An 18,480-nucleotide genomic window follows, 5' to 3' on the forward strand; every position below is an offset into this window, starting at 1 on the left:
CGACTTTATGACATTTGAGATATTGTTTGTGCTGCTGGCATTGTTGGGCATGGTGATTGCCTTGGTTCTGGATAAAATGCGTCCGGGCATGGTGCTCTTTTCTGTCGTAGTATTGTTCTTGTGTGCAGGTATCCTCACTCCTAAGGAGATGCTGGAAGGGTTCAGTAATAAGGGGATGATGACTGTTGCCATGCTGTTTTTGGTCAGTGAAGGCATCAGGCAGTCGGGTGCTTTGGGGCAAGTAATCAAGAAGCTGCTTCCCCAAGGTAAGACTACGGTCTTTAAAGCGCAGTTCCGTATGTTGCCCACCATTGCTTTTATTTCAGCTTTTCTAAACAATACTCCGGTGGTTGTTATCTTTGCTCCCATTATCAAGCGTTGGGCCGAATCTGTAAAATTGCCTGCTACCAAGTTCCTTATACCCCTTTCTTATGTGACGATACTTGGCGGAATCTGCACCCTGATAGGGACGTCGACCAATCTGGTGGTGCATGGTATGATATTGGAAGCCGGATATGAAGGCTTTACTATGTTCGAGTTGGGTAAAGTGGGCATTTTCGTCGCGATTGCAGGCATCCTTTATCTGTTCGCTTTTTCCTCAAGGCTTTTGCCGGATGTTCGTACGGATGCGGTAAAGCTGGATGAGGAACCGGAGGAGCATGGAGATTTACATCGGGTGGAAGCTGTACTCGGCGCCCGTTTTCCCGGTATCAACAAGAAACTTGGTGATTTTAACTTCAAGCGGCATTATGGGGCCGAAGTGAAGGAGATTAAGCGTAGCGGTCAGAGCATTGTCGGAAATCTGGAAAATGAATATCTCCGCGAAGGGGATACGCTGGTGGTGATGGCTGATGACTCTTTTGTAAAGACCTGGGGGGAATCTTCGGTGTTCGTGTTGCTGGCCAATGGCAAGGATACGGAACCGGTGCCCGGAAAGGGAAAGCGCTGGTTTGCCTTGGTTTTGCTGATATTGATGATAGTGGGTGCAACGGTTGGTGAACTTCCGGTTGTCAAGGAAGCTTTTCCGGAAATCAAGTTGGATATGTTTTTCTTCGTTTCCATTACTACTATCATTATGGCCTGGACAAAGATATTTCCGGCCCGCAAGTATACCAAATATATATCTTGGGATATTCTGATAACGATTGCTTGTGCTTTTGCTATCAGCAAGGCGATGGTGAATTCCGGAGTGGCAGATGCTGTGGCGCGTTTCATTATAGGCATGAGCCATCATTATGGCCCCCACGTGTTGCTGGCTGCTGTGTTTATCATAACGAACTTGTTTACAGAACTGATTACGAACAATGCGGCCGCGGCACTCGCTTTCCCGTTGGCACTTTCCATCTCTTCACAGATGGGAGTCAGTCCGATGCCTTTCTTCGTTGTAATTTGTATGGCGGCTTCTGCCAGCTTCTCCACTCCTATAGGGTATCAGACTAATTTGATTGTACAAGGTATCGGTAACTATAAGTTCACGGATTTTGTACGCATCGGGTTACCTTTGAATATCATTACTTTCCTGATATCCATTTTCTTGATTCCTTTAATTTGGCCATTTTAAAAAAAGAAGAAATAATAACATATGGAAGAAAACAACCACATATATCCGATATTTGACAAAATGCTGATGCGGAAAGACAAAGAAGACTTGTTGAAGCAGCACAGCGTGATGGTTTGGTTTACCGGTTTGAGCGGCTCCGGCAAAAGTACGATAGCCATTGCCTTGGAGCGCGAACTTCATAAAAGAGGATTGCTTTGCCGTATCCTGGATGGTGACAACATCCGCAGTGGCATCAACAATAACCTCGGTTTTACGGAGGCCGACCGTGTGGAGAATATCCGGCGTATAGCCGAAGTTTCCAAACTCTTTCTTGATACGGGTGTTATAACAATCGCGGCTTTTATCAGTCCTAATAACGATATTCGTGAAATGGCGGCTGATATTATCGGACAAGACGATTTTCTGGAAGTTTATGTCAGTACCCCGCTTGAAGAGTGTGAACGCCGTGACGTGAAGGGACTTTATGCCAAGGCACGTAAGGGAGAAATCAAGAATTTTACAGGTATTTCCGCGCCTTTTGAGGAACCGGCTCATCCGGCTCTGACGTTGGATACCTCTGTTCTCAGCCTGGAAGAATCGGTCAATAAACTGTTGGAACTCATTTTACCAAGAATTCAGAAGAAATAAGATATAATGAAAGAAGAATATAAATTGAGCCATTTGAAGGAACTCGAAGCAGAGTCCATTCATATTATCCGTGAAGTGGCAGCGGAGTTTGAAAATCCGGTGATGCTGTATAGTATCGGCAAGGATTCTTCGGTTATGGTGCGCTTGGCCGAAAAGGCGTTTGCTCCCGGCAAAGTGCCGTTCCCGTTGATGCACATCGATTCCAAGTGGAAGTTTAAGGAGATGATACAGTTCCGTGACGAGTATGCCAAGAAGTATGGTTGGAACCTGATAGTGGAAAGCAATATGGAAGCTTTCAATGCAGGTGTCGGGCCTTTTACGCATGGCAGCAAGGTGCATACGGACCTGATGAAAACGCAGGCTTTGCTCCACGCATTGGATAAGTATAAGTTTGATGCGGCATTCGGTGGTGCTCGTCGCGACGAGGAGAAGTCACGTGCCAAAGAGCGTATTTTCTCCTTCCGTGACAAGTTCCATCAATGGGACCCCAAAAATCAGCGTCCCGAATTGTGGGATATTTATAATGCCCGGGTACATAAAGGAGAGAGTATCCGAGTATTTCCGTTAAGTAATTGGACGGAGCTGGACATCTGGCAATATATACGTTTGGAAAATATTCCTATTGTGCCGTTGTATTTTGCCAAGGAACGTCCTTGTGTGGAGATTGACGGAAATCTGATAATGGCGGATGACGACCGCTTGCCGGAACAGTACCGCGACCAGATAAAGATGCGTATGGTGCGTTTCCGTACGCTGGGTTGCTGGCCGTTGACCGGTGCTGTGGAAAGCGATGCCGATACCATCGAGAAGATTGTCGAGGAAATGATGACCACCACCAAGAGTGAACGGACGACCCGTGTCATTGACTTCGACCAAGACGCAAGCATGGAGCAGAAGAAGCGCGAGGGATACTTCTAAAGGAATTAAAAATTAAGAATTAAAAATTAAATCATTAAGGATGAACGATTCTACACTTGATATAAAGGCTTTTCTTGATAAGGATGAGCAGAAAGACTTATTGCGCTTACTGACTGCCGGTTCTGTGGATGACGGAAAATCCACATTGATAGGCCGTCTGTTGTTCGACAGCAAGAAACTATATGAGGATCAGCTGGACGCACTGGAACGCGACAGCAAGCGCATGGGAAATGCCGGCGACCACATTGACTACGCCCTTTTGCTGGACGGCTTGAAGGCAGAGCGCGAACAAGGCATCACCATCGACGTGGCATACCGCTACTTCTCGACCAACAATCGTAAGTTTATCATTGCCGATACTCCGGGACACGAGCAGTACACACGCAACATGATTACCGGGGGCTCTACAGCTAACTTGGCAATTATTCTGGTGGATGCGCGTATGGGTGTCATTACGCAGACGCGCCGGCATACTTTCCTGGTGTCGTTGCTTGGCATCAAGCATGTGGTGCTTGCTGTCAATAAGATGGACTTGGTGGATTTCTCCGAAGAACGTTTTAATGAGATAGTCGATGAATATCGGAAGTTTATAGCTCCATTGGGCATTCCTGACGTAAACTGCATTCCGCTGTCAGCTTTGGATGGCGACAATGTGGTGGAGAAATCGGAACGTACTCCTTGGTATGAGGGTATTTCACTTCTTGACTTTCTGGAGACGGTACATATTGACAACGACCATAATTTGAAGGATTTTCGTTTCCCGATTCAATACGTCTTGCGCCCCAATCTCGATTTCCGTGGTTTTTGCGGTAAGGTGGCTTCGGGTATTATTCGTAAGGGAGATGAAGTGATGGCATTGCCTTCCGGTAAGAAGTCGCATATCAAGAGTATAGTTACATACGACGGCGAATTGGATTACGCCTTTCCGCCCCAGTCCGTCACCCTGACTCTGGAAGACGAGATAGATGTGTCGAGAGGGGAAATGCTGGTACATCCGGATAACCTGCCCGTCATGGACCGCAATTTTGAAACGATGCTGGTTTGGATGGATGAAGAGCCGATGGATATCAACAAATCATTCTTCATCAAACAGACCACCAATATAAGCCGTACTCGCATCGACAGTATCAAGTATAAGGTGGATGTCAATACGATGGAGCATCTTTCCATTGACAATGGAAAGTTGAGCAAGGAAACATTGCCGATGCAGCTCAATCAGATTGCGCGTGTGGTGCTGACCACTGCCAAAGAGCTTTTCTTTGACCCTTATCGGCAGAATAAGGCTACCGGTTCGTTCATCCTGATAGACCCGATAACCAACAATACCAGTGCTGTAGGTATGATTATCGATAGGGTGGAGGATAAGGACATGCACTTAGCTGAGGACCTGCCTATGCTGAATTTGCCTAAGCTGGGTATAGCTCCCGAACATTACGAAGCTATAGAAAAGGCTGTGAAAGAGCTGGAACGCCAGGGCGTGGCCGTACGGATAGAGTGCAGTACTTCTTTATAAGTATTGCAGTTCTCTCTCGGTATCACCGGAAGAAAACCATAACATATTAATATAAAGATAATAATGGGATTGTTAGAATTCAATAAGCTTCCGATAAACACCCTGGTAGGTGCGGATTGGAAAACATTCAAGGATATAACGGGCGGTCGTGACATCGGTGCTGCCTACAAAGGCAAGTATCGGCTAACAAAAGCTGTCTGCCGCCTGCTGTCCACTTTGGCTCCTCTGCAGGACAGACGCTATGAAAAGCTTCTGGCAGATAAGCCCTTGGAGCATGATCCGGTATTCATTTTGGGACACTGGCGTAGCGGAACTACGTTTGTGCATAATGTTTTCTCCTGCGACAAGCATTTCGGCTACAACACGACATACCAGACTGTATTTCCGCATCTTATGATGTGGGGGCAGCCTTTCTTCAAGAAGAACATGAGTTGGTTGATGCCGGACAAACGTCCCACGGACAATATGGAACTTGCCGTTGACCTTCCGCAAGAAGAGGAGTTTGCTTTGGCAAATATGATGCCCTACACCTATTATAATTTCTGGTTCCTGCCCGAATATCAGCAAGAGTATGCCGATAAATACCTGCTGTTTGATGACATCACAGAGAAAGAGCTGAAAGTATTTGAGGAGACTTTCGTCAAACTGATAAAGATTTCTCTTTGGAATACGAACGGAACCCAGTTTCTTAGTAAGAATCCGCCTCATACGGGACGTGTGAAAGAGCTTGTCAAGATGTTCCCCAATGCCAAGTTTATCTATCTGATGCGTAATCCTTATACTGTTTTCGAAAGCACACGTAGTTTCTTTACTAACACCATTCAGCCGTTGAAACTGCAGGATATCAGTCATGAGGAGCTTGAGAAGAATATTTTGTCCATTTATGCCAAACTGTATCATAAGTACGAAGCGGACAAGGCATGCATTCCTGAAGGAAACTTGATAGAGGTGAAGTTTGAGGACTTCGAAGCGGACGCAATGGGAATGACTGAACATATCTACAAGGCTTTGTCCATTCCGGGCTTTGCAGAGGCGCGTGCCGATATTGAGAAGTATGTAGGCGGAAAGAAAGGATATAAGAAGAATAAATACAAGTATGATGAGCGTACAGTGCAGTTGGTTCAGGATAACTGGAATTTTGCGCTGGAACAGTGGAAGTACGATTTATAATGATTGTCAATTATCAATGAGAGAAATGATTCAAAAGAAAATTCGTATGTTGGGAGTGCTGTCTGCCATGCTTTGTTGCGGAGCCGTTTCTGCGCAGCAGCACGAGGTAGAGATGATTCCTTTCGGAAATATGGATCAATGGATTGACCGCCAAATCAAGGAATCCGGTATTATTGGCGGTGCCACGAAGAATGTGTATGCCATCGGCCCTACTGCTACTGTCACCGAAACCAAGGCATACAAGAATATGGGAGGTTCGCCGTGGGCGACATCCAATGTGATGGCCCGGGTAGCCGGTATCACGAAAACTAATACTTCTGTTTTTCCGGAAAAGCGAGGGGATGGTTTCTGCGCCCGCATGGACACCCGTATGGAAAGTGTGAAGGTTTTTGGAATAGTGGATATCACGGTGCTGGCTGCCGGCTCTATGTTTCTGGGTGAGGTGCACGAACCTATCAAGGGAACCAAAAATCCGCAGAAAATGCTGAATTCCGGCATACCGTTTACAAAGAAACCTATCGCCATACAGTTTGATTATAAAGTAAAGATGTCCGACCGCGAGAAGCGTATTCGTGCAACGGGCTTTAGCCGTATCACAGATGTGGAAGGAAAGGACTTCCCGGAAGTGAATCTGTTTCTGCAAAAGCGTTGGGAAGATGAGAAGGGGAATATCTATGCCAAGCGCGTAGGAACGATGGTCGTAAGATATTATACTACTACCGATTGGCATAATAATGCCACTTATTCCATCATGTACGGTGATATTACCGGTGACCCTGCGTACAAGGCCCACATGATGCGTCTTCAGGTTGAAGAACGCTATGCAGTTAATAGTAAAGGAGAGAGCGTACCTATTAAGGAGGTTGCCTGGGGAACGGAAGATGATGTGCCTACTCATTTGTTGTTACAGTTTACCTCCAGCCATGGCGGTGCTTACATAGGTTCTCCCGGTAATTCGTTGTGGATTGACAATGTAAAATTGGTATATTAGAATAAAAGCAGTTAAAGTTGGATGTCATACTTTAGCTGCTTTTTTAATGGAGTCACTGAGACTTTGGGTTACTTCTTATTTCTTATTTCAGATGAATTTTGTATGTCAGCCCTCCACTGAAATATTTCATCCTCTGCATTTCCACCTGCACATGCAGATGCTTGAACAACAGATAGGTGGCTCCCAAGGCAAAGTCCTTGGAGTCATATTCCGCTATCACCCTCAGCTGCGGATGGAAGGACGGATTGTAGGTGACACCCAGTGCAAAGCCATTCAGCTTGTACTCCTTGCGGTTGTTGTAAAGGTAGGAAAGATGGACACCAATCTCCTCTTTACCCACAACGGGTATATGCTTGGAGGCGGCAATGTAGAAACGGCTGTAATATCCGTTACCTTCCGTGGTGCCGACTTGCCCCCCTCCGGAAGAAGTGAACGGGTCGGACGTCCCCAGCACGACAGCCGGCATGTATTTCCAGAACTGCCCCTCCTTCAACACACGCAGTCGGGCGGAAAAGTAACGGTCCTGGTTCGTGAATCCGCTGTATCCGTATGGCTTCAATCCCAACGCCTCCGCCTTGAAAAGTGTACACGTGTAGGCCACTTCCAGAAAGGGAAAGACTGTGACATTCAGGAAGTAGTTGTAGGTATGATAGTACCAGGTGGGTGGTGTGAGCTCCTTGTTCAGGAAGTTACCGCCAACCATGAAAGTCTTGTCACGCTGCATCTCCGCAGAGGGTGCATGCAACAGCCCGGTCGTACCATACGACAACTGGGAAAAGGCCGAAAGGGAAAGGCTGCAAAACAGAACGATAAAGAATAGCTTAAACTTCATCATCACATATAAATTCAGTCGCTGATAAAAAATGGATTGCTTTATGACATGCATCGGACATAGTACCAAAAAAAGGCGTCTGAGTCCCAGACGCCTTCATTTTTAGAGTCTATTTGTCACTTGGAGTTATTATTCCAGGATAACTACACGGTTCAGGAAGTTCTTGCCGAACATGTTTTCAGTACCTCCAAATCCTACGAGCTCAAGTTGGTCTTTACTTACACCTTCTGCAATCAAAGCATCGTAAACAACCTGAGCACGCTTTTCAGACAGTTTCTGGTTCCAAGAAGCGCTACCGGTAGCCTTATCGCAATAACCGGCAACTTTGTACTTCCTATCCGGATTAGCCTTCAGAATCTTGGCAGCCAACTGGATGTTAACCTTGCCATAGTCGTCCAGACGGGCGCTGCCAATCTTGAAGAAGATGGCACGCGGACCGGCAACTTCAACTTCCTTGGTCACTTCCTTAACTTCAGGTTTAGCGTTGGCCAGTGCATTCTTGCAGTTAGCCAGGTCAGCCTGAGCCTGAGCCAGTTCGCTTCTATATCTGTTGATTTCCGCATTGATAGCATCTTCGTCGATATTGGAAGCCTTCACAAATTTCTTGCCACCGAAGATGTAGCTAACACCTGCGGTCAGCATGCCTGTACCTTCAGCCTTGCGATGGCTGCTGATGTTACCGAAAATGGACGGGGCGATAGCACCGCGAGCTTCTACGTCAATAGCCCACTTGGTGTTGATATTGAACTTCAAGCCCAAACCGGCAGAAGCACCGATACGTGCACGCATTTCAGCTTCACCGGCAGGAGTCATAGACTGCGAAGTACCGTCAGCACTAATTGTAACATCCACATTTTGAGATTTTGCTACAGAAATTTGAGGTCCCAAGAAACCGTAAACTTCGAAGAAACGGTTAGGATTAACGCCTGCGAACAATGTAGAAAGATTGATCATTGCATCAATGTTACCACCTACATAAGTCTTGTTGTGTTCCCAATAAGCATCATCCAAACACAGATGCTGAGTAATACCGTTTACCTGAGCACGTACACCCCACGTCGGAGTAATCAACTTACCAACTGATACGCTGAAATGCGGAGCAATCTTATTGAAACCGTCATTGTTGATGGCGTGGATACCACCACCTACACTCACGAAAATATTATCGCTCCATTTCGGAGTGTAGTAGTTCGTTTTTTCTTGTGCACTTAGATTTGCTGCACAAGCGCCTGCCAATAGTAAGGAGGCTATCATTAATTTACTTTTCATTTTCTCTTTAGTTTAAGATAAATAACAACTAAACGTTCTGTTAATCAGCAACAACAATACCGCCACCAGCATTATCTCCACCATGACCATGGCCATGACCATGACCTGCAGGAGCGTGATTGTGACCAGGAATCTGTTGATCAACCAGGATGTCTCCTAAAGCAGTCGCAAAATTTTTAACCTTCATAGAAGCTAAAATTTCTTCCCCTGCTTTTGTATTAGCATCAGCTTTTTTAACAATCTTATAATCAGTAGTTACAACAGTATAAGCGACATTAATTATCGTACGAGAGTGAGCATAAACCGGAATTTCCTTATCTATCTCAACTTCTTCCTCTTTATAAGTATCTTTAAGAGTACTAAAGAAAGAATTAATAGCTCCGATTTCAAGTAAATCTGTTGTATTGATCACCTTTGTATCTTCCAATACCTTATTTCCTGACTTATTAAGATATTTTCCTGTTGTATAGTAATAGTAATCTGTCGTATTATCTTCAAAACCCTCCTTATTCTCAGTATTTGTAGATTCTTGAGGATCTACAACGATTTTTGTTTCTGCTGTTTCTTTTTGAAGAATAATAGTCGGAGTTAAAGAAGCAAACTGGCCAGCTTGCAATGCAGGAACAGCAACTTTAACTTCTACACTCATATCATTATAAGAAGCGGTAACCGTAGCTGTAGTTGCTGCCAAAGTAGGATTACCAGTAAACGTAGCTGACGGACTGATAGTGACCGTAGCAACACTTGTTACATCAGTTGTAACGCCATTCTCTACAGCAAGTACAATCGGACTGATAGTAGCTTGCGCATTGATAGGCTCAATATTTACATTGAACTCTTCTTTTTCACAAGAAGTGAAAGCTGTAGCCAAAGCTACTACGGCAAGTGCAAACACTGCATTTATGCCGTTTAAGAATTTAATCTTTTTCATCTCAATTAATTAATTAAAAATTTAACAATTCTGACTTAATAAAATATGGGTTAAAACTATTCTCTTCCATTATATTATCACTTGCCTCTGCCTTGTATTGCTTATAATAAGTCCTTTCATTACCCGCATTATATACAATGCCCATATGGGCAGAGGTATTTACACGCGGTATATACCCTCTTCTCTTATACTTATAAGGAGGCAATGATACCTGAAACCGGAATCCTCCATTCGCCTTGGCATGCTCTGCTTTCATAGCATAAAAGCCTATCGAACAATAGCGGAAATGACGAACCATTTCAAATCTGACCCCCTTTTCCTTCATTAGATACTGTTCAGCTTTCAGCGTGAACTGGGTATTGAACTGCGGCCAATAAAAGCTACCCCCCAAAGACCAAGTAGCAACCCATGTAGAAGGATCATAATGCAATTTAAATCCATTCCAATATCCGGTTCCAGTATATCCTATTCGAGCCAATAAAGAAAATCTCTCATCATTAAAAGGCCTAAAAAAATCCACATCAAATCCATATTGATCCGCATTAAAATATCCGACAGTCACTTTGCCAAACACATTATACGGCAACCTGAAGCGTTGTGAAAGAGTCAAATTTCCCGGATGAACCTTACCTTCATATTTTCCATACCCATCATTATAAACCGGTATTTTCACTTGTGCCGTTAGTTTCATTCCTTTCCATAACGAAACCTCTATCGCAGGGCTCAAATCAAACAAGACCTGATAAATCTGTGTAATCACCAGATTCTTGAAAGCTAATTGAGGATACACCAATACATCAATCTTGAACAAAGAGCTATTTTTCAACTTTATTTTCCGTGCATTCTTCCAAGTATCACCCAATTCATAGCTTACATTCCAGTCATCACGTTCTGCTTGGAGCACCGAATCACCCTTTATAGGATGATAATAAAGAGAAATCTGGGGTACATTATTGTCCAGAACTATTATTCGGCATGACTTTTCTTCCGGTAAACCCATCTTTTGGATAACATCCACCGCTTTGCCTATGCCTACACCTTGCAAACGATATGCAGAGTTCTGCAGAACATAAACACGTTCATTGCCATCTTCTGTCCATCCAACATTTTCAAATCCCATTTTCACTAAAGCATTTACAGTACTTTCCCCCGTTTGGCAAATCCCTTTCAAAGGAAGCAAACAGTATAAAAAGAACGCTGCACATTGTGCTATTGTTTTAGTTGTTAGGCACTTTCTTATGTTAGAGTTTTTATACCTCATCTTTTTCAACCATTTTTTGTGTCCGTATAACACAAAATATGGTGCAAAAATAGACACATTTTTAATAATACCAAAGATTTTTATATGAAAAAACGAAATAATGTTGTTTTTTCCTCAAAAGCCCCTAATAAAGACTCAGATTGTTTATATGAAGTATATTAGCTATCTTGAAATCCTTAATATAGTTGTACGTAATTGTTATACAGAATGTTGTTTTTTGTGCCAAATAGTCATTTTTAGCAGTTTTGGCTAACTCACTTATCTCTGTAGAAAGGATAAATAGAAGAAATATCTGCAAGAATTAAAGAGAATGACAAATTGCACTTCGCATTTAACCAACCCCTATGATATATTAGGAATTAAATCGATAGCCTTCTTTTTACTTTCATCTACAAGCTTTGCATAAATTTGTGTTGTCTGTATATTGGTATGTCCCAATAGTTTGGAGACTGTATATAAATCTACTCCCAATGTCAGCATCATTGTTGCATGTGTGTGGCGCGCTGTGTGAAATGTTACATGCTTTGATATCCCAGCTTGTTCAACCCATTTGTGTAAAATCACATTACTTCGTCCCAGTGAGACCAATCCGGCAAATACCTTTTCCGTTTCTGGTGCATTTCCTCTGTCTGGCAGATGTTTTATGGCTTCCGAACAGAGTGGAAGCGATATGGCTTCTTTCGTCTTCTTCTGAATAATACTCAATAGTGCATTGCCATTTTCATCATAGCGTATATCTTCCCATCTCAATGCAATAATATCACAATGCCTCAATCCACAAAAACAGCTGAATAGAAATGCTTTCCTTAATAAGATATTATAAAAAGGAGTATGAACCAATCTGGTCAATTCCTTTATAGTAAGATAATCCCTTTCTGTTCGATTACGTTTTGGTTTGTCCTCATTCTTTATTTTATTCATCGGATTAACAGTTATATAATCTTCAGATACGGCCCTGTTCAAGCAGTATCGCAGCGTTTTCAAATAATAGAATTGGGTGTTAACATGTAATGTCTTTTCCTTCTTACAATGTTCTTGTTTTGTTTTCTTCAAGTAATCTATAAAACCCAACAAATAAGTCTTGTCCACCTTTCTTAGCAATATTCCATTCGGAGTATACCTTTCCAAATGGCATACAACAGCATGTATGGCACTTTTCCGTACTCTATTGTTCACACTTTGTTCTGCTATTAATTTCATATAGCCAGTCAGCTTCATATTGGACAATCTGCTATGATTAAATCCGTAAGCTTGATTATATATTTCCAAAATCTTCTGAGCCTTTATCGCATTTGCCAAATTTAGCGTCTCGGCATTTCTTTTTTTATCAGCTTGATTATGTTCAGGGATAATATACAACTTTAAGAATTCGTATTGTCGCCTTCCATTCATATAAATATCCAGATATATGGATTGGCATCCATTAACCAATTTTTTTGTTCTCACCTTTATTGGCTCTTTTAAATTCAATTGTTTTTTCATATTCTTTAAATAAAAACATACAGTTTATTATTAGTAGTAACAAAACAGTAACAAAAGTCAATCCTAAAAATTGTTTTCATGTTCTATCACTCTTGTCTTTTTTATAATTACCTTATTAGCTATCAAATATTTACAGTATAGAACGCCACGTTACTGAAAGAACAAATATAATAATAAGCCAGAAACAATTAAACTATCAAGAGTGTGGCTATTGCTATGACGGCGGAAACTTTCTCTGGAAATTTATTTTCCATCACTTTGCTTCCACACTTCCACCCACCTCCTGTATCCCCCTATCCATCGGCATTTGCCCTGTGGTGGAAGCAATCCGAAAAGGTGGAAGCAAATTTAGCTTCCACTTGTCTGAAACGCCTGAGTTTTGTAGTAACAATCTGTTTACTAGCATAATATTACGCAAGAGCTACATAAATCAATCAGTTCGGCATTCCGCAGAGGCTATGAAAAGTACCGGGAGAGTGAGCCGTTCAAGCGGATGATTCCTAACTCACGGCTATGAATAATGCCGTCTAATATCCTTTAAGTTGTTGTACAATACATTTGCGCCCTATCCACAATAGATGCGGGCTACGTACTTCATCCGTAAAAGCCTTGGAGTTAGTGACACCTAACAGCCATGAACAACCCTGCTTACGACCATAAAGCAATCGCTTGACGACCATTAGCAGAGTTGTTCATGGCCGTTAGGCGTCATTAATTCCCTATGCAACAGCAGACAAACAAAGGGAGAGAAGCAAAGGATTGTCTGTGTTTTAGATAAAAAGCCCATTTGTTAGCAGGTGTATTCCGGAAGAAAAGTCATGCCGCATAATAGTTCTGGATAATAATGTACCCCAGATTTCTCTTTATTATCATCCTATAAAGGGTGATTCGGTGCTCCAAGCAGAACGTGATGACTGGAATGTAAGCTATGAATTGGGTGATACTTGGAAGAATGCACGGAAAATAAAGTTGAAAAATAGCTCTTTGTTCAAGATTGATATATTGGTGTATCCGGAATTCTCTTTCAAGAACGTGATTATTACGCAGATTTATCAAGTTCTATTTGATTTGAGTCCTGCAATAGAAATTTCGTTATGGAAGGGTATGAAAGCCACAGCACAAGTGAAGATACCAATTTATAATGATGGATATGGAGCTCGGGAAGGAAAGGTTCATCCGGGGTTTCTGACTCTTTCACAACGTTTTCGATTGCCTTATAACGTTTTTGGTAAATTCTCAGTAGGTTATTTTAGTGGCAACCGATATGGTGCTGATGTAGATTTCTTTCGACCCTTTAATGATGAGCGCTTTTCTTTGTTGGCAAGAATAGGATATACGGGAGCTGGACGTTGGGACGGATTTAAGTTCCAATATGATCCTTCATTATGGCGTGTGACGTGGTCTTTGGGGGGGAAATTTCTATTGGCCGCGATTTAATACACAGTTCACACTGAAGGCTGAACAGTATTTGTTGAAGGAAAAGGGGATTAAATTCGATATGATTCGTCATTTCCGTTATTGCTCAATCGGCTTTTATGCCATGAAGGCAGAGCATGCTAAAGCGAATGGAGGATTCCGGTTTCAGGTGGCATTGCCTCCTTATAAGTATAAAAGGAAAGGATATGTACCGCGTGTGAATACTTCTACCAATATGGGTATTTCTTATAATGCAGGTAATGAAAGGTATTATTATAAGGAATACAAGGCAGAGGCAAGTGATAATATGATGGAAGAAAATAGTTTTAACCCATATTTTATTAAGTCAGAATTGTTAAATTTTTAATTAATTAATTGAGATGAAAAAGAAAAGTTTTTTAAGTGGCGTAAATGCTAAATTAGCATTGGCTGCAGTAGCTTTGACGAGTGTGATGTTCACAAGCTGCGAAAAGGAAGAATTCAATGTTGCACCTGTGGAATTGGATCCTGCAAGTGCTACCATTGCTGTTACTGTATATGATTTGGGGGATCGTTCTATCATAACAGAAGGCCTTAATATTACAGGTGACACTGAAGTGAAGGCTGGTGCTGATGGTAAAATTGCACCTGAAACAAGAAAGTTTACTGCTACAAAAAAAGATTATTTACCAGGCGAAGGACAAGCTGTGATTCCTGCTTTGAATAAAGGACAATTCGCTTTTGTTCCAGTAAACATTTTCTTGCAGAAAATAACAGATGCCGCTAAGGATGTATATCCTACTCCTGATCCTGAGACTATAAAGCCTGAAATAGGTCAGGTTGTAGATGGTGGAAGTTATACCAATGATGGCCCCAATCCTCAAGACAAAGAATTGTCATATACAGCATATGTCGGTCAAACAGTTACTAACATTGATGAGGTAAAAACTTGGATTGATGCAAATATACCTGCTACTAAGGCTTTGTCTAATGAAGAACTGAAAGCTGTGTTGAAAGCTGCTGTAGAAGGTCTTAATACCGGTTTTACTGCAGTAGTTAGAACAGAAAAAGTAACAATTGCACCTTATACAACTGTTACTTTGAAAGCTACTACAAACTATCAGACTTCTGTAAATAATGTTTCAGCAACAGTAGATGGTGTGGTATATAATATTCCTGGTGTAAATATTAAGGTTGCACTTAATACAACTGCAACACAAGATATTGTTTCAATTACTCATGATCATGGTCACGGTCATGGCAATGGAAACAATGCTGGTGGTGGTAATGGTGACGGTACAGCTTACTAAAATCGTTTTAGTTATTATTTTAATTTTAAACTAAAGGAATAATGAAAAGTAAATTAGTAATAGCCTCCTTATTATTAGCAGGCGCTTGTGCAGCAAATCTGAATGCACAAGAAAAAACGAACTACTACACTCCGAAATGGAGCGATAATATTTTCGTGAGTGTAGGTGGTGGTGTCCACGCTATCAACAATGATGGTTTCAATAAATTGGCTCCGCATTTTAGCGTATCAGTTGGTAAGTTGATTACTCCGACATGGGGTGTACGCGCTCAGTTCAATGGTGTTACTCAGCACTTGTGTCTGGATAACTCGTATTGGGAACATAATAAGACGTACTTTGGTGGTAACATTGATGCAATGATCAATCTTTCTACATTGTTCGCAGGCGTTAATCCTAACCGTTTCTTCGAAGTTTATGGATTTTTGGGTCCTCAAGTAACTGTTGCAAAGTCAGCTAATGTGCTGATTCAAAACGATGGAACAATGATTCCTGATGGGGATGAAAAGGCTAGAGCACGTGTAGGCGCTTCTGCTGGTTTGGGCTTGAAGTTCAATATCAACACTAAGTGGGCTATTGACGTAGAAGCTCGCGGTGCTATCGCTCCGTCTGTATTCGGCAATATCAGCAGCCATCGCAAGGCTGAAGGTACTGGAACTTTGACTGCAGGTGTTAGCTACATCTTCGGTGGTAAGAAGTTTATTCCGGTTTCTAAGATTGACGAAGACGCAGTCAATGCAGAAATCAACAGATATAGAAGTGAACTGGCTCAGGCTCAGGCTGACCTGGCTAACTGCAAGAATGCACTGGCCAACGCTAAACCTGAAGTTAAGGAAGTGACTAAGGAAGTTGAAGTTGCCGGGCCGCGTGCTATCTTCTTCAAGATTGGTAGCGCCCGTCTGGACGACTATGGTAAGGTTAACATCGAATTGGCTGCTAAGATTCTGAAGGCTAATCCGGACAAGAAGTACAAGGTTGCAGGTTATGCTGACAAGGCTACCGGTAGCACTTCTTGGAACCAGAAGCTGTCTGAAAAGCGTGCTCAGGTTGTTTACGATGCTTTGATTGCTCAGGGTGTTGACAAAGACCAGCTCGAACTCGTTGGATTCGGTGGTACTGCCAATATGTTCGGCAAGAACTTCCTGAACCGCGTAGTTATCCTGGAATAATATACTCCAAGTGACAAATAGACTCTAAAAATGAAGGCGTCTGGGACTCAGACGCCTTTTTTTGGTACTATGTCCGATGCATGTCATAAAGCAATCCATTTTTTATCAGCGACTGAATTTATATGTGATGATGAAGTTTAAGCTATTCTTTATCGTTCTTTTTTGCAGCCTTTCCCTTTCAGCCTTTTCCCAGTTGACGTATGGTACGACTGGGCTGTTGCATGCACCCTCTGCGGAGATGCAGCGTGACAAGACCTTCATGGTCGGCGGTAATTTCCTGAACAAGGAGCTCACACCACCCACCTGGTACTATCATACCTACAACTATTTCTTGAGTGTAACTATCTTTCCCTTTCTGGAGATAGCCTACACGTGTACACTTTTCAAGGCAGAGGCGTTAGGATTGAAGCCATACGGGTACAGCGGATTCACGAACCAGGACCGTTACTTTTCCGCCCGTCTGCGTGTGTTGAAGGAGGGGCAGTTCTGGAAATACATGCCGGCCGTGGTGCTGGGGACATCTGACCCGTTCACTTCCTCTGGCGGCGGTCAAGTTAGCACTACGGAAGGTAACGGCTATTACAGCCGTTTCTATATTGCCGCTTCCAAGCAGATACCCGTTGCGGGTAAAGAGGAGGTTGGCGTGCATCTTTCCTATCTGTATAATGACCGCAAGGAGTACAAGCTGAATGGCTTTGCACTGGGTGTCACCTACAATCCGTCCTTTCATCCGCAGTTAAGGATGATAGCGGAATATGACTCCAAGGACTTTGCCTTGGGAGCCACTTATCTGTTGTTCAAGCATCTGCATGTGCAGGTGGAAATGCAGAGGATGAAATATTTCAGTGGAGGGTTGACATACAAAATTCATTTGAAATAATTAGTGAAAAAATCAGAGGAGGGGATGTTTGATACTATCAGACATCCCTTTTCTGTATTATATATGTAAGATTAACGGCGGAATTCAAATTTTAATCGTAATTTTGTAGCCCATTATGAGTAGAATAATAGCCATAGACTACGGTCGGAAACGCACGGGAATAGCCGTGAGTGATACATTGCAGATGATTGCGAATGGACTGACAACTGTGCCTACACACCAATTGTTGCAGTTTCTTCTTGATTATGTGGCTAAGGAGCCGGTAGAGCGTATCTTGGTAGGCCTTCCTAAGCAGATGAATAATGAGGCTTCGGAAAACATGAAGAATATCGAACCTTTTGTCCGTTCGCTGAAGAAGAAACTGCCTGACATGCCGGTTGAATATGTAGACGAGCGTTTTACTTCTGTTCTGGCTCATCGGACGATGCTTGAGGCCGGATTGAAAAAGAAAGACCGCCAAAATAAAGCACTGGTGGATGAAATCAGTGCAACTATTATTCTGCAAACTTATTTAGAGAACAAACGTTTCTCTTTTTTATAATGTATAGAAAGTAATTTGTAATTAGTAATTTGTAGTAAAGGAAATGATTTTACCCATTTATGTGTACGGCCAGCCCGTATTGAGAAAGGTAGCAGAGGATATTGCCCCGGACTATCCGAATTTGAAAGAACTTATTGAGAATATGTTTGAAACGATGGACAATGCTGAAGGTGTGGGACTTGCTGCACCGCAAATAGGTTTGCCTATCCGCGTAGTAACCATTAATCTGGATGTCTTGTCTGATGATTTGCCAGAATATAAAGATTTCCGCAAGGCGTATATCAATGCCCATATTCTGGAAGTGTCCGGTGAGGAAGTTTCTATGGACGAGGGCTGCTTGAGCCTTCCAGGAATTCATGAATCAGTGAAGCGTGGCAACAAAATACGCGTGCAATACCTGGACGAGAACTTGGAACCGCACGATGAGATTATCGAAGGTTACCTGGCACGCGTGATGCAGCACGAGTTCGACCATCTGGAAGGAAAGATGTTCATCGACCATTTGTCTCCGTTACGCAAGCAGATGATTAAAGGAAAACTGAATGCCATGTTGAAAGGCAAGGCACACTGCACTTATAAGGTGAAAACCGTAAAGAAATAAGTTTAACCATATAATATGGTATAAAAGGCTCA

16 protein-coding genes and 1 pseudogene are annotated in these 18,480 nt (G+C 42.6%); 12 read left to right on the top strand and 5 right to left on the bottom strand.

The window, feature by feature from the left end; translation table 11 throughout:
• Window positions 1-7 precede the first annotated feature (7 nt).
• From DW896_RS06835 to DW896_RS06860, 6 genes are all read left to right on the top strand, one after another.
• Window positions 8-1,561 (top strand): SLC13 family permease, encoded by a 1,554-nt coding sequence (locus tag DW896_RS06835; RefSeq protein WP_005826561.1) that lies wholly within the window; start codon window positions 8-10, stop codon window positions 1,559-1,561.
• Between the two features lie 21 nt (window positions 1,562-1,582).
• Window positions 1,583-2,188, top strand: coding sequence for an adenylyl-sulfate kinase (gene cysC, locus DW896_RS06840; RefSeq protein ID WP_005836053.1), 606 nt, complete (start codon window positions 1,583-1,585; stop codon window positions 2,186-2,188).
• 6 nt (window positions 2,189-2,194) lie between these two features.
• Window positions 2,195-3,106, top strand: a complete 912-nt coding sequence (gene cysD, locus DW896_RS06845; RefSeq protein ID WP_005826557.1) for a sulfate adenylyltransferase subunit CysD — start codon at window positions 2,195-2,197, stop codon at window positions 3,104-3,106.
• Window positions 3,107-3,146: 40 nt separating this feature from the next.
• Window positions 3,147-4,619, top strand: a complete 1,473-nt coding sequence (cysN, locus tag DW896_RS06850; RefSeq protein ID WP_022402109.1) for a sulfate adenylyltransferase subunit CysN — start codon at window positions 3,147-3,149, stop codon at window positions 4,617-4,619.
• Window positions 4,620-4,682: 63 nt separating this feature from the next.
• A complete protein-coding gene (locus DW896_RS06855; RefSeq protein WP_022402110.1) occupies window positions 4,683-5,789 on the top strand; it encodes a sulfotransferase in 1,107 nt (368 codons plus the stop codon).
• Window positions 5,790-5,814: 25 nt separating this feature from the next.
• Window positions 5,815-6,780 carry a PCMD domain-containing protein gene (locus tag DW896_RS06860; protein WP_057088318.1) on the top strand — a complete coding sequence of 322 codons (966 nt, stop codon included), beginning with the start codon at window positions 5,815-5,817 and terminating at the stop codon, window positions 6,778-6,780.
• 82 nt (window positions 6,781-6,862) lie between these two features.
• On the opposite strand, the gene DW896_RS06865 is transcribed toward DW896_RS06860, so the two are convergent.
• From DW896_RS06865 to DW896_RS06885, 5 genes are all read right to left on the bottom strand, one after another.
• Window positions 6,863-7,612 (bottom strand): YjbH domain-containing protein, encoded by a 750-nt coding sequence (locus DW896_RS06865; protein ID WP_369871571.1) that lies wholly within the window; start codon window positions 7,610-7,612, stop codon window positions 6,863-6,865.
• Window positions 7,613-7,741: 129 nt separating this feature from the next.
• Window positions 7,742-8,881: an OmpA family protein gene (locus DW896_RS06870; RefSeq protein ID WP_034528676.1), complete on the bottom strand. Its 1,140-nt coding sequence runs from the start codon at window positions 8,879-8,881 to the stop codon at window positions 7,742-7,744.
• Window positions 8,882-8,921: 40 nt separating this feature from the next.
• A complete protein-coding gene (locus DW896_RS06875; protein WP_009036836.1) occupies window positions 8,922-9,812 on the bottom strand; it encodes a DUF3869 domain-containing protein in 891 nt (296 codons plus the stop codon).
• A gap of 13 nt (window positions 9,813-9,825) precedes the next feature.
• Window positions 9,826-11,073 (bottom strand): hypothetical protein, encoded by a 1,248-nt coding sequence (locus DW896_RS06880; RefSeq protein WP_034528957.1) that lies wholly within the window; start codon window positions 11,071-11,073, stop codon window positions 9,826-9,828.
• A gap of 342 nt (window positions 11,074-11,415) precedes the next feature.
• Window positions 11,416-12,555, bottom strand: a complete 1,140-nt coding sequence (locus tag DW896_RS06885) for a site-specific integrase (RefSeq protein WP_009036838.1) — start codon at window positions 12,553-12,555, stop codon at window positions 11,416-11,418.
• Window positions 12,556-13,356: 801 nt separating this feature from the next.
• Here DW896_RS06885 and DW896_RS06895 point away from each other — a divergent pair.
• From DW896_RS06895 to def, 6 genes and pseudogenes are all read left to right on the top strand, one after another.
• A pseudogene (locus DW896_RS06895) lies at window positions 13,357-14,338 on the top strand (hypothetical protein); the annotation flags it as partial.
• Between the two features lie 13 nt (window positions 14,339-14,351).
• Complete coding sequence (locus DW896_RS06900) at window positions 14,352-15,260, top strand: DUF3869 domain-containing protein (protein ID WP_009036841.1); 909 nt, start codon at window positions 14,352-14,354, stop codon at window positions 15,258-15,260.
• A gap of 41 nt (window positions 15,261-15,301) precedes the next feature.
• On the top strand, window positions 15,302-16,426 hold the full coding sequence (locus DW896_RS06905) for an OmpA family protein (protein ID WP_034528679.1): 1,125 nt from the start codon (window positions 15,302-15,304) through the stop codon (window positions 16,424-16,426).
• A gap of 127 nt (window positions 16,427-16,553) precedes the next feature.
• Complete coding sequence (locus DW896_RS06910; RefSeq protein WP_035448038.1) at window positions 16,554-17,306, top strand: YjbH domain-containing protein; 753 nt, start codon at window positions 16,554-16,556, stop codon at window positions 17,304-17,306.
• A gap of 115 nt (window positions 17,307-17,421) precedes the next feature.
• A complete protein-coding gene (ruvX, locus tag DW896_RS06915; RefSeq protein ID WP_005827870.1) occupies window positions 17,422-17,847 on the top strand; it encodes a Holliday junction resolvase RuvX in 426 nt (141 codons plus the stop codon).
• 43 nt (window positions 17,848-17,890) lie between these two features.
• Complete coding sequence (gene def, locus DW896_RS06920; protein WP_005827872.1) at window positions 17,891-18,448, top strand: peptide deformylase; 558 nt, start codon at window positions 17,891-17,893, stop codon at window positions 18,446-18,448.
• Window positions 18,449-18,480: the final 32 nt, after the last annotated feature.

Source organism: Bacteroides sp. AM41-16 (assembly GCF_003603495.1).
Taxonomy (GTDB): Bacteria; Bacteroidota; Bacteroidia; order Bacteroidales; family Bacteroidaceae; genus Bacteroides; species Bacteroides uniformis.

Excerpts from the sequence above, each read along its gene's own strand:
- DW896_RS06870 (WP_034528676.1), bottom strand. The coding sequence starts at position 8,881 with ATGAAAAGTAAATTAATGATAGCCTCCTTACTATTGGCAGGCGCTTGT.
- def (WP_005827872.1), top strand. The coding sequence starts at position 17,891 with ATGATTTTACCCATTTATGTGTACGGCCAGCCCGTATTGAGAAAGGTA.
- DW896_RS06900 (WP_009036841.1), top strand. The coding sequence starts at position 14,352 with ATGAAAAAGAAAAGTTTTTTAAGTGGCGTAAATGCTAAATTAGCATTG.
- DW896_RS06910 (WP_035448038.1), top strand. The coding sequence starts at position 16,554 with ATGATGAAGTTTAAGCTATTCTTTATCGTTCTTTTTTGCAGCCTTTCC.
- cysN (WP_022402109.1), top strand. The coding sequence starts at position 3,147 with ATGAACGATTCTACACTTGATATAAAGGCTTTTCTTGATAAGGATGAG.
- DW896_RS06880 (WP_034528957.1), bottom strand. The coding sequence starts at position 11,073 with ATGAGGTATAAAAACTCTAACATAAGAAAGTGCCTAACAACTAAAACA.
- DW896_RS06885 (WP_009036838.1), bottom strand. The coding sequence starts at position 12,555 with ATGAAAAAACAATTGAATTTAAAAGAGCCAATAAAGGTGAGAACAAAA.
- DW896_RS06855 (WP_022402110.1), top strand. The coding sequence starts at position 4,683 with ATGGGATTGTTAGAATTCAATAAGCTTCCGATAAACACCCTGGTAGGT.
- ruvX (WP_005827870.1), top strand. The coding sequence starts at position 17,422 with ATGAGTAGAATAATAGCCATAGACTACGGTCGGAAACGCACGGGAATA.
- DW896_RS06860 (WP_057088318.1), top strand. The coding sequence starts at position 5,815 with ATGATTCAAAAGAAAATTCGTATGTTGGGAGTGCTGTCTGCCATGCTT.
- DW896_RS06865 (WP_369871571.1), bottom strand. The coding sequence starts at position 7,612 with ATGAAGTTTAAGCTATTCTTTATCGTTCTGTTTTGCAGCCTTTCCCTT.
- cysD (WP_005826557.1), top strand. The coding sequence starts at position 2,195 with ATGAAAGAAGAATATAAATTGAGCCATTTGAAGGAACTCGAAGCAGAG.
- DW896_RS06875 (WP_009036836.1), bottom strand. The coding sequence starts at position 9,812 with ATGAAAAAGATTAAATTCTTAAACGGCATAAATGCAGTGTTTGCACTT.
- DW896_RS06835 (WP_005826561.1), top strand. The coding sequence starts at position 8 with ATGACATTTGAGATATTGTTTGTGCTGCTGGCATTGTTGGGCATGGTG.
- DW896_RS06905 (WP_034528679.1), top strand. The coding sequence starts at position 15,302 with ATGAAAAGTAAATTAGTAATAGCCTCCTTATTATTAGCAGGCGCTTGT.
- cysC (WP_005836053.1), top strand. The coding sequence starts at position 1,583 with ATGGAAGAAAACAACCACATATATCCGATATTTGACAAAATGCTGATG.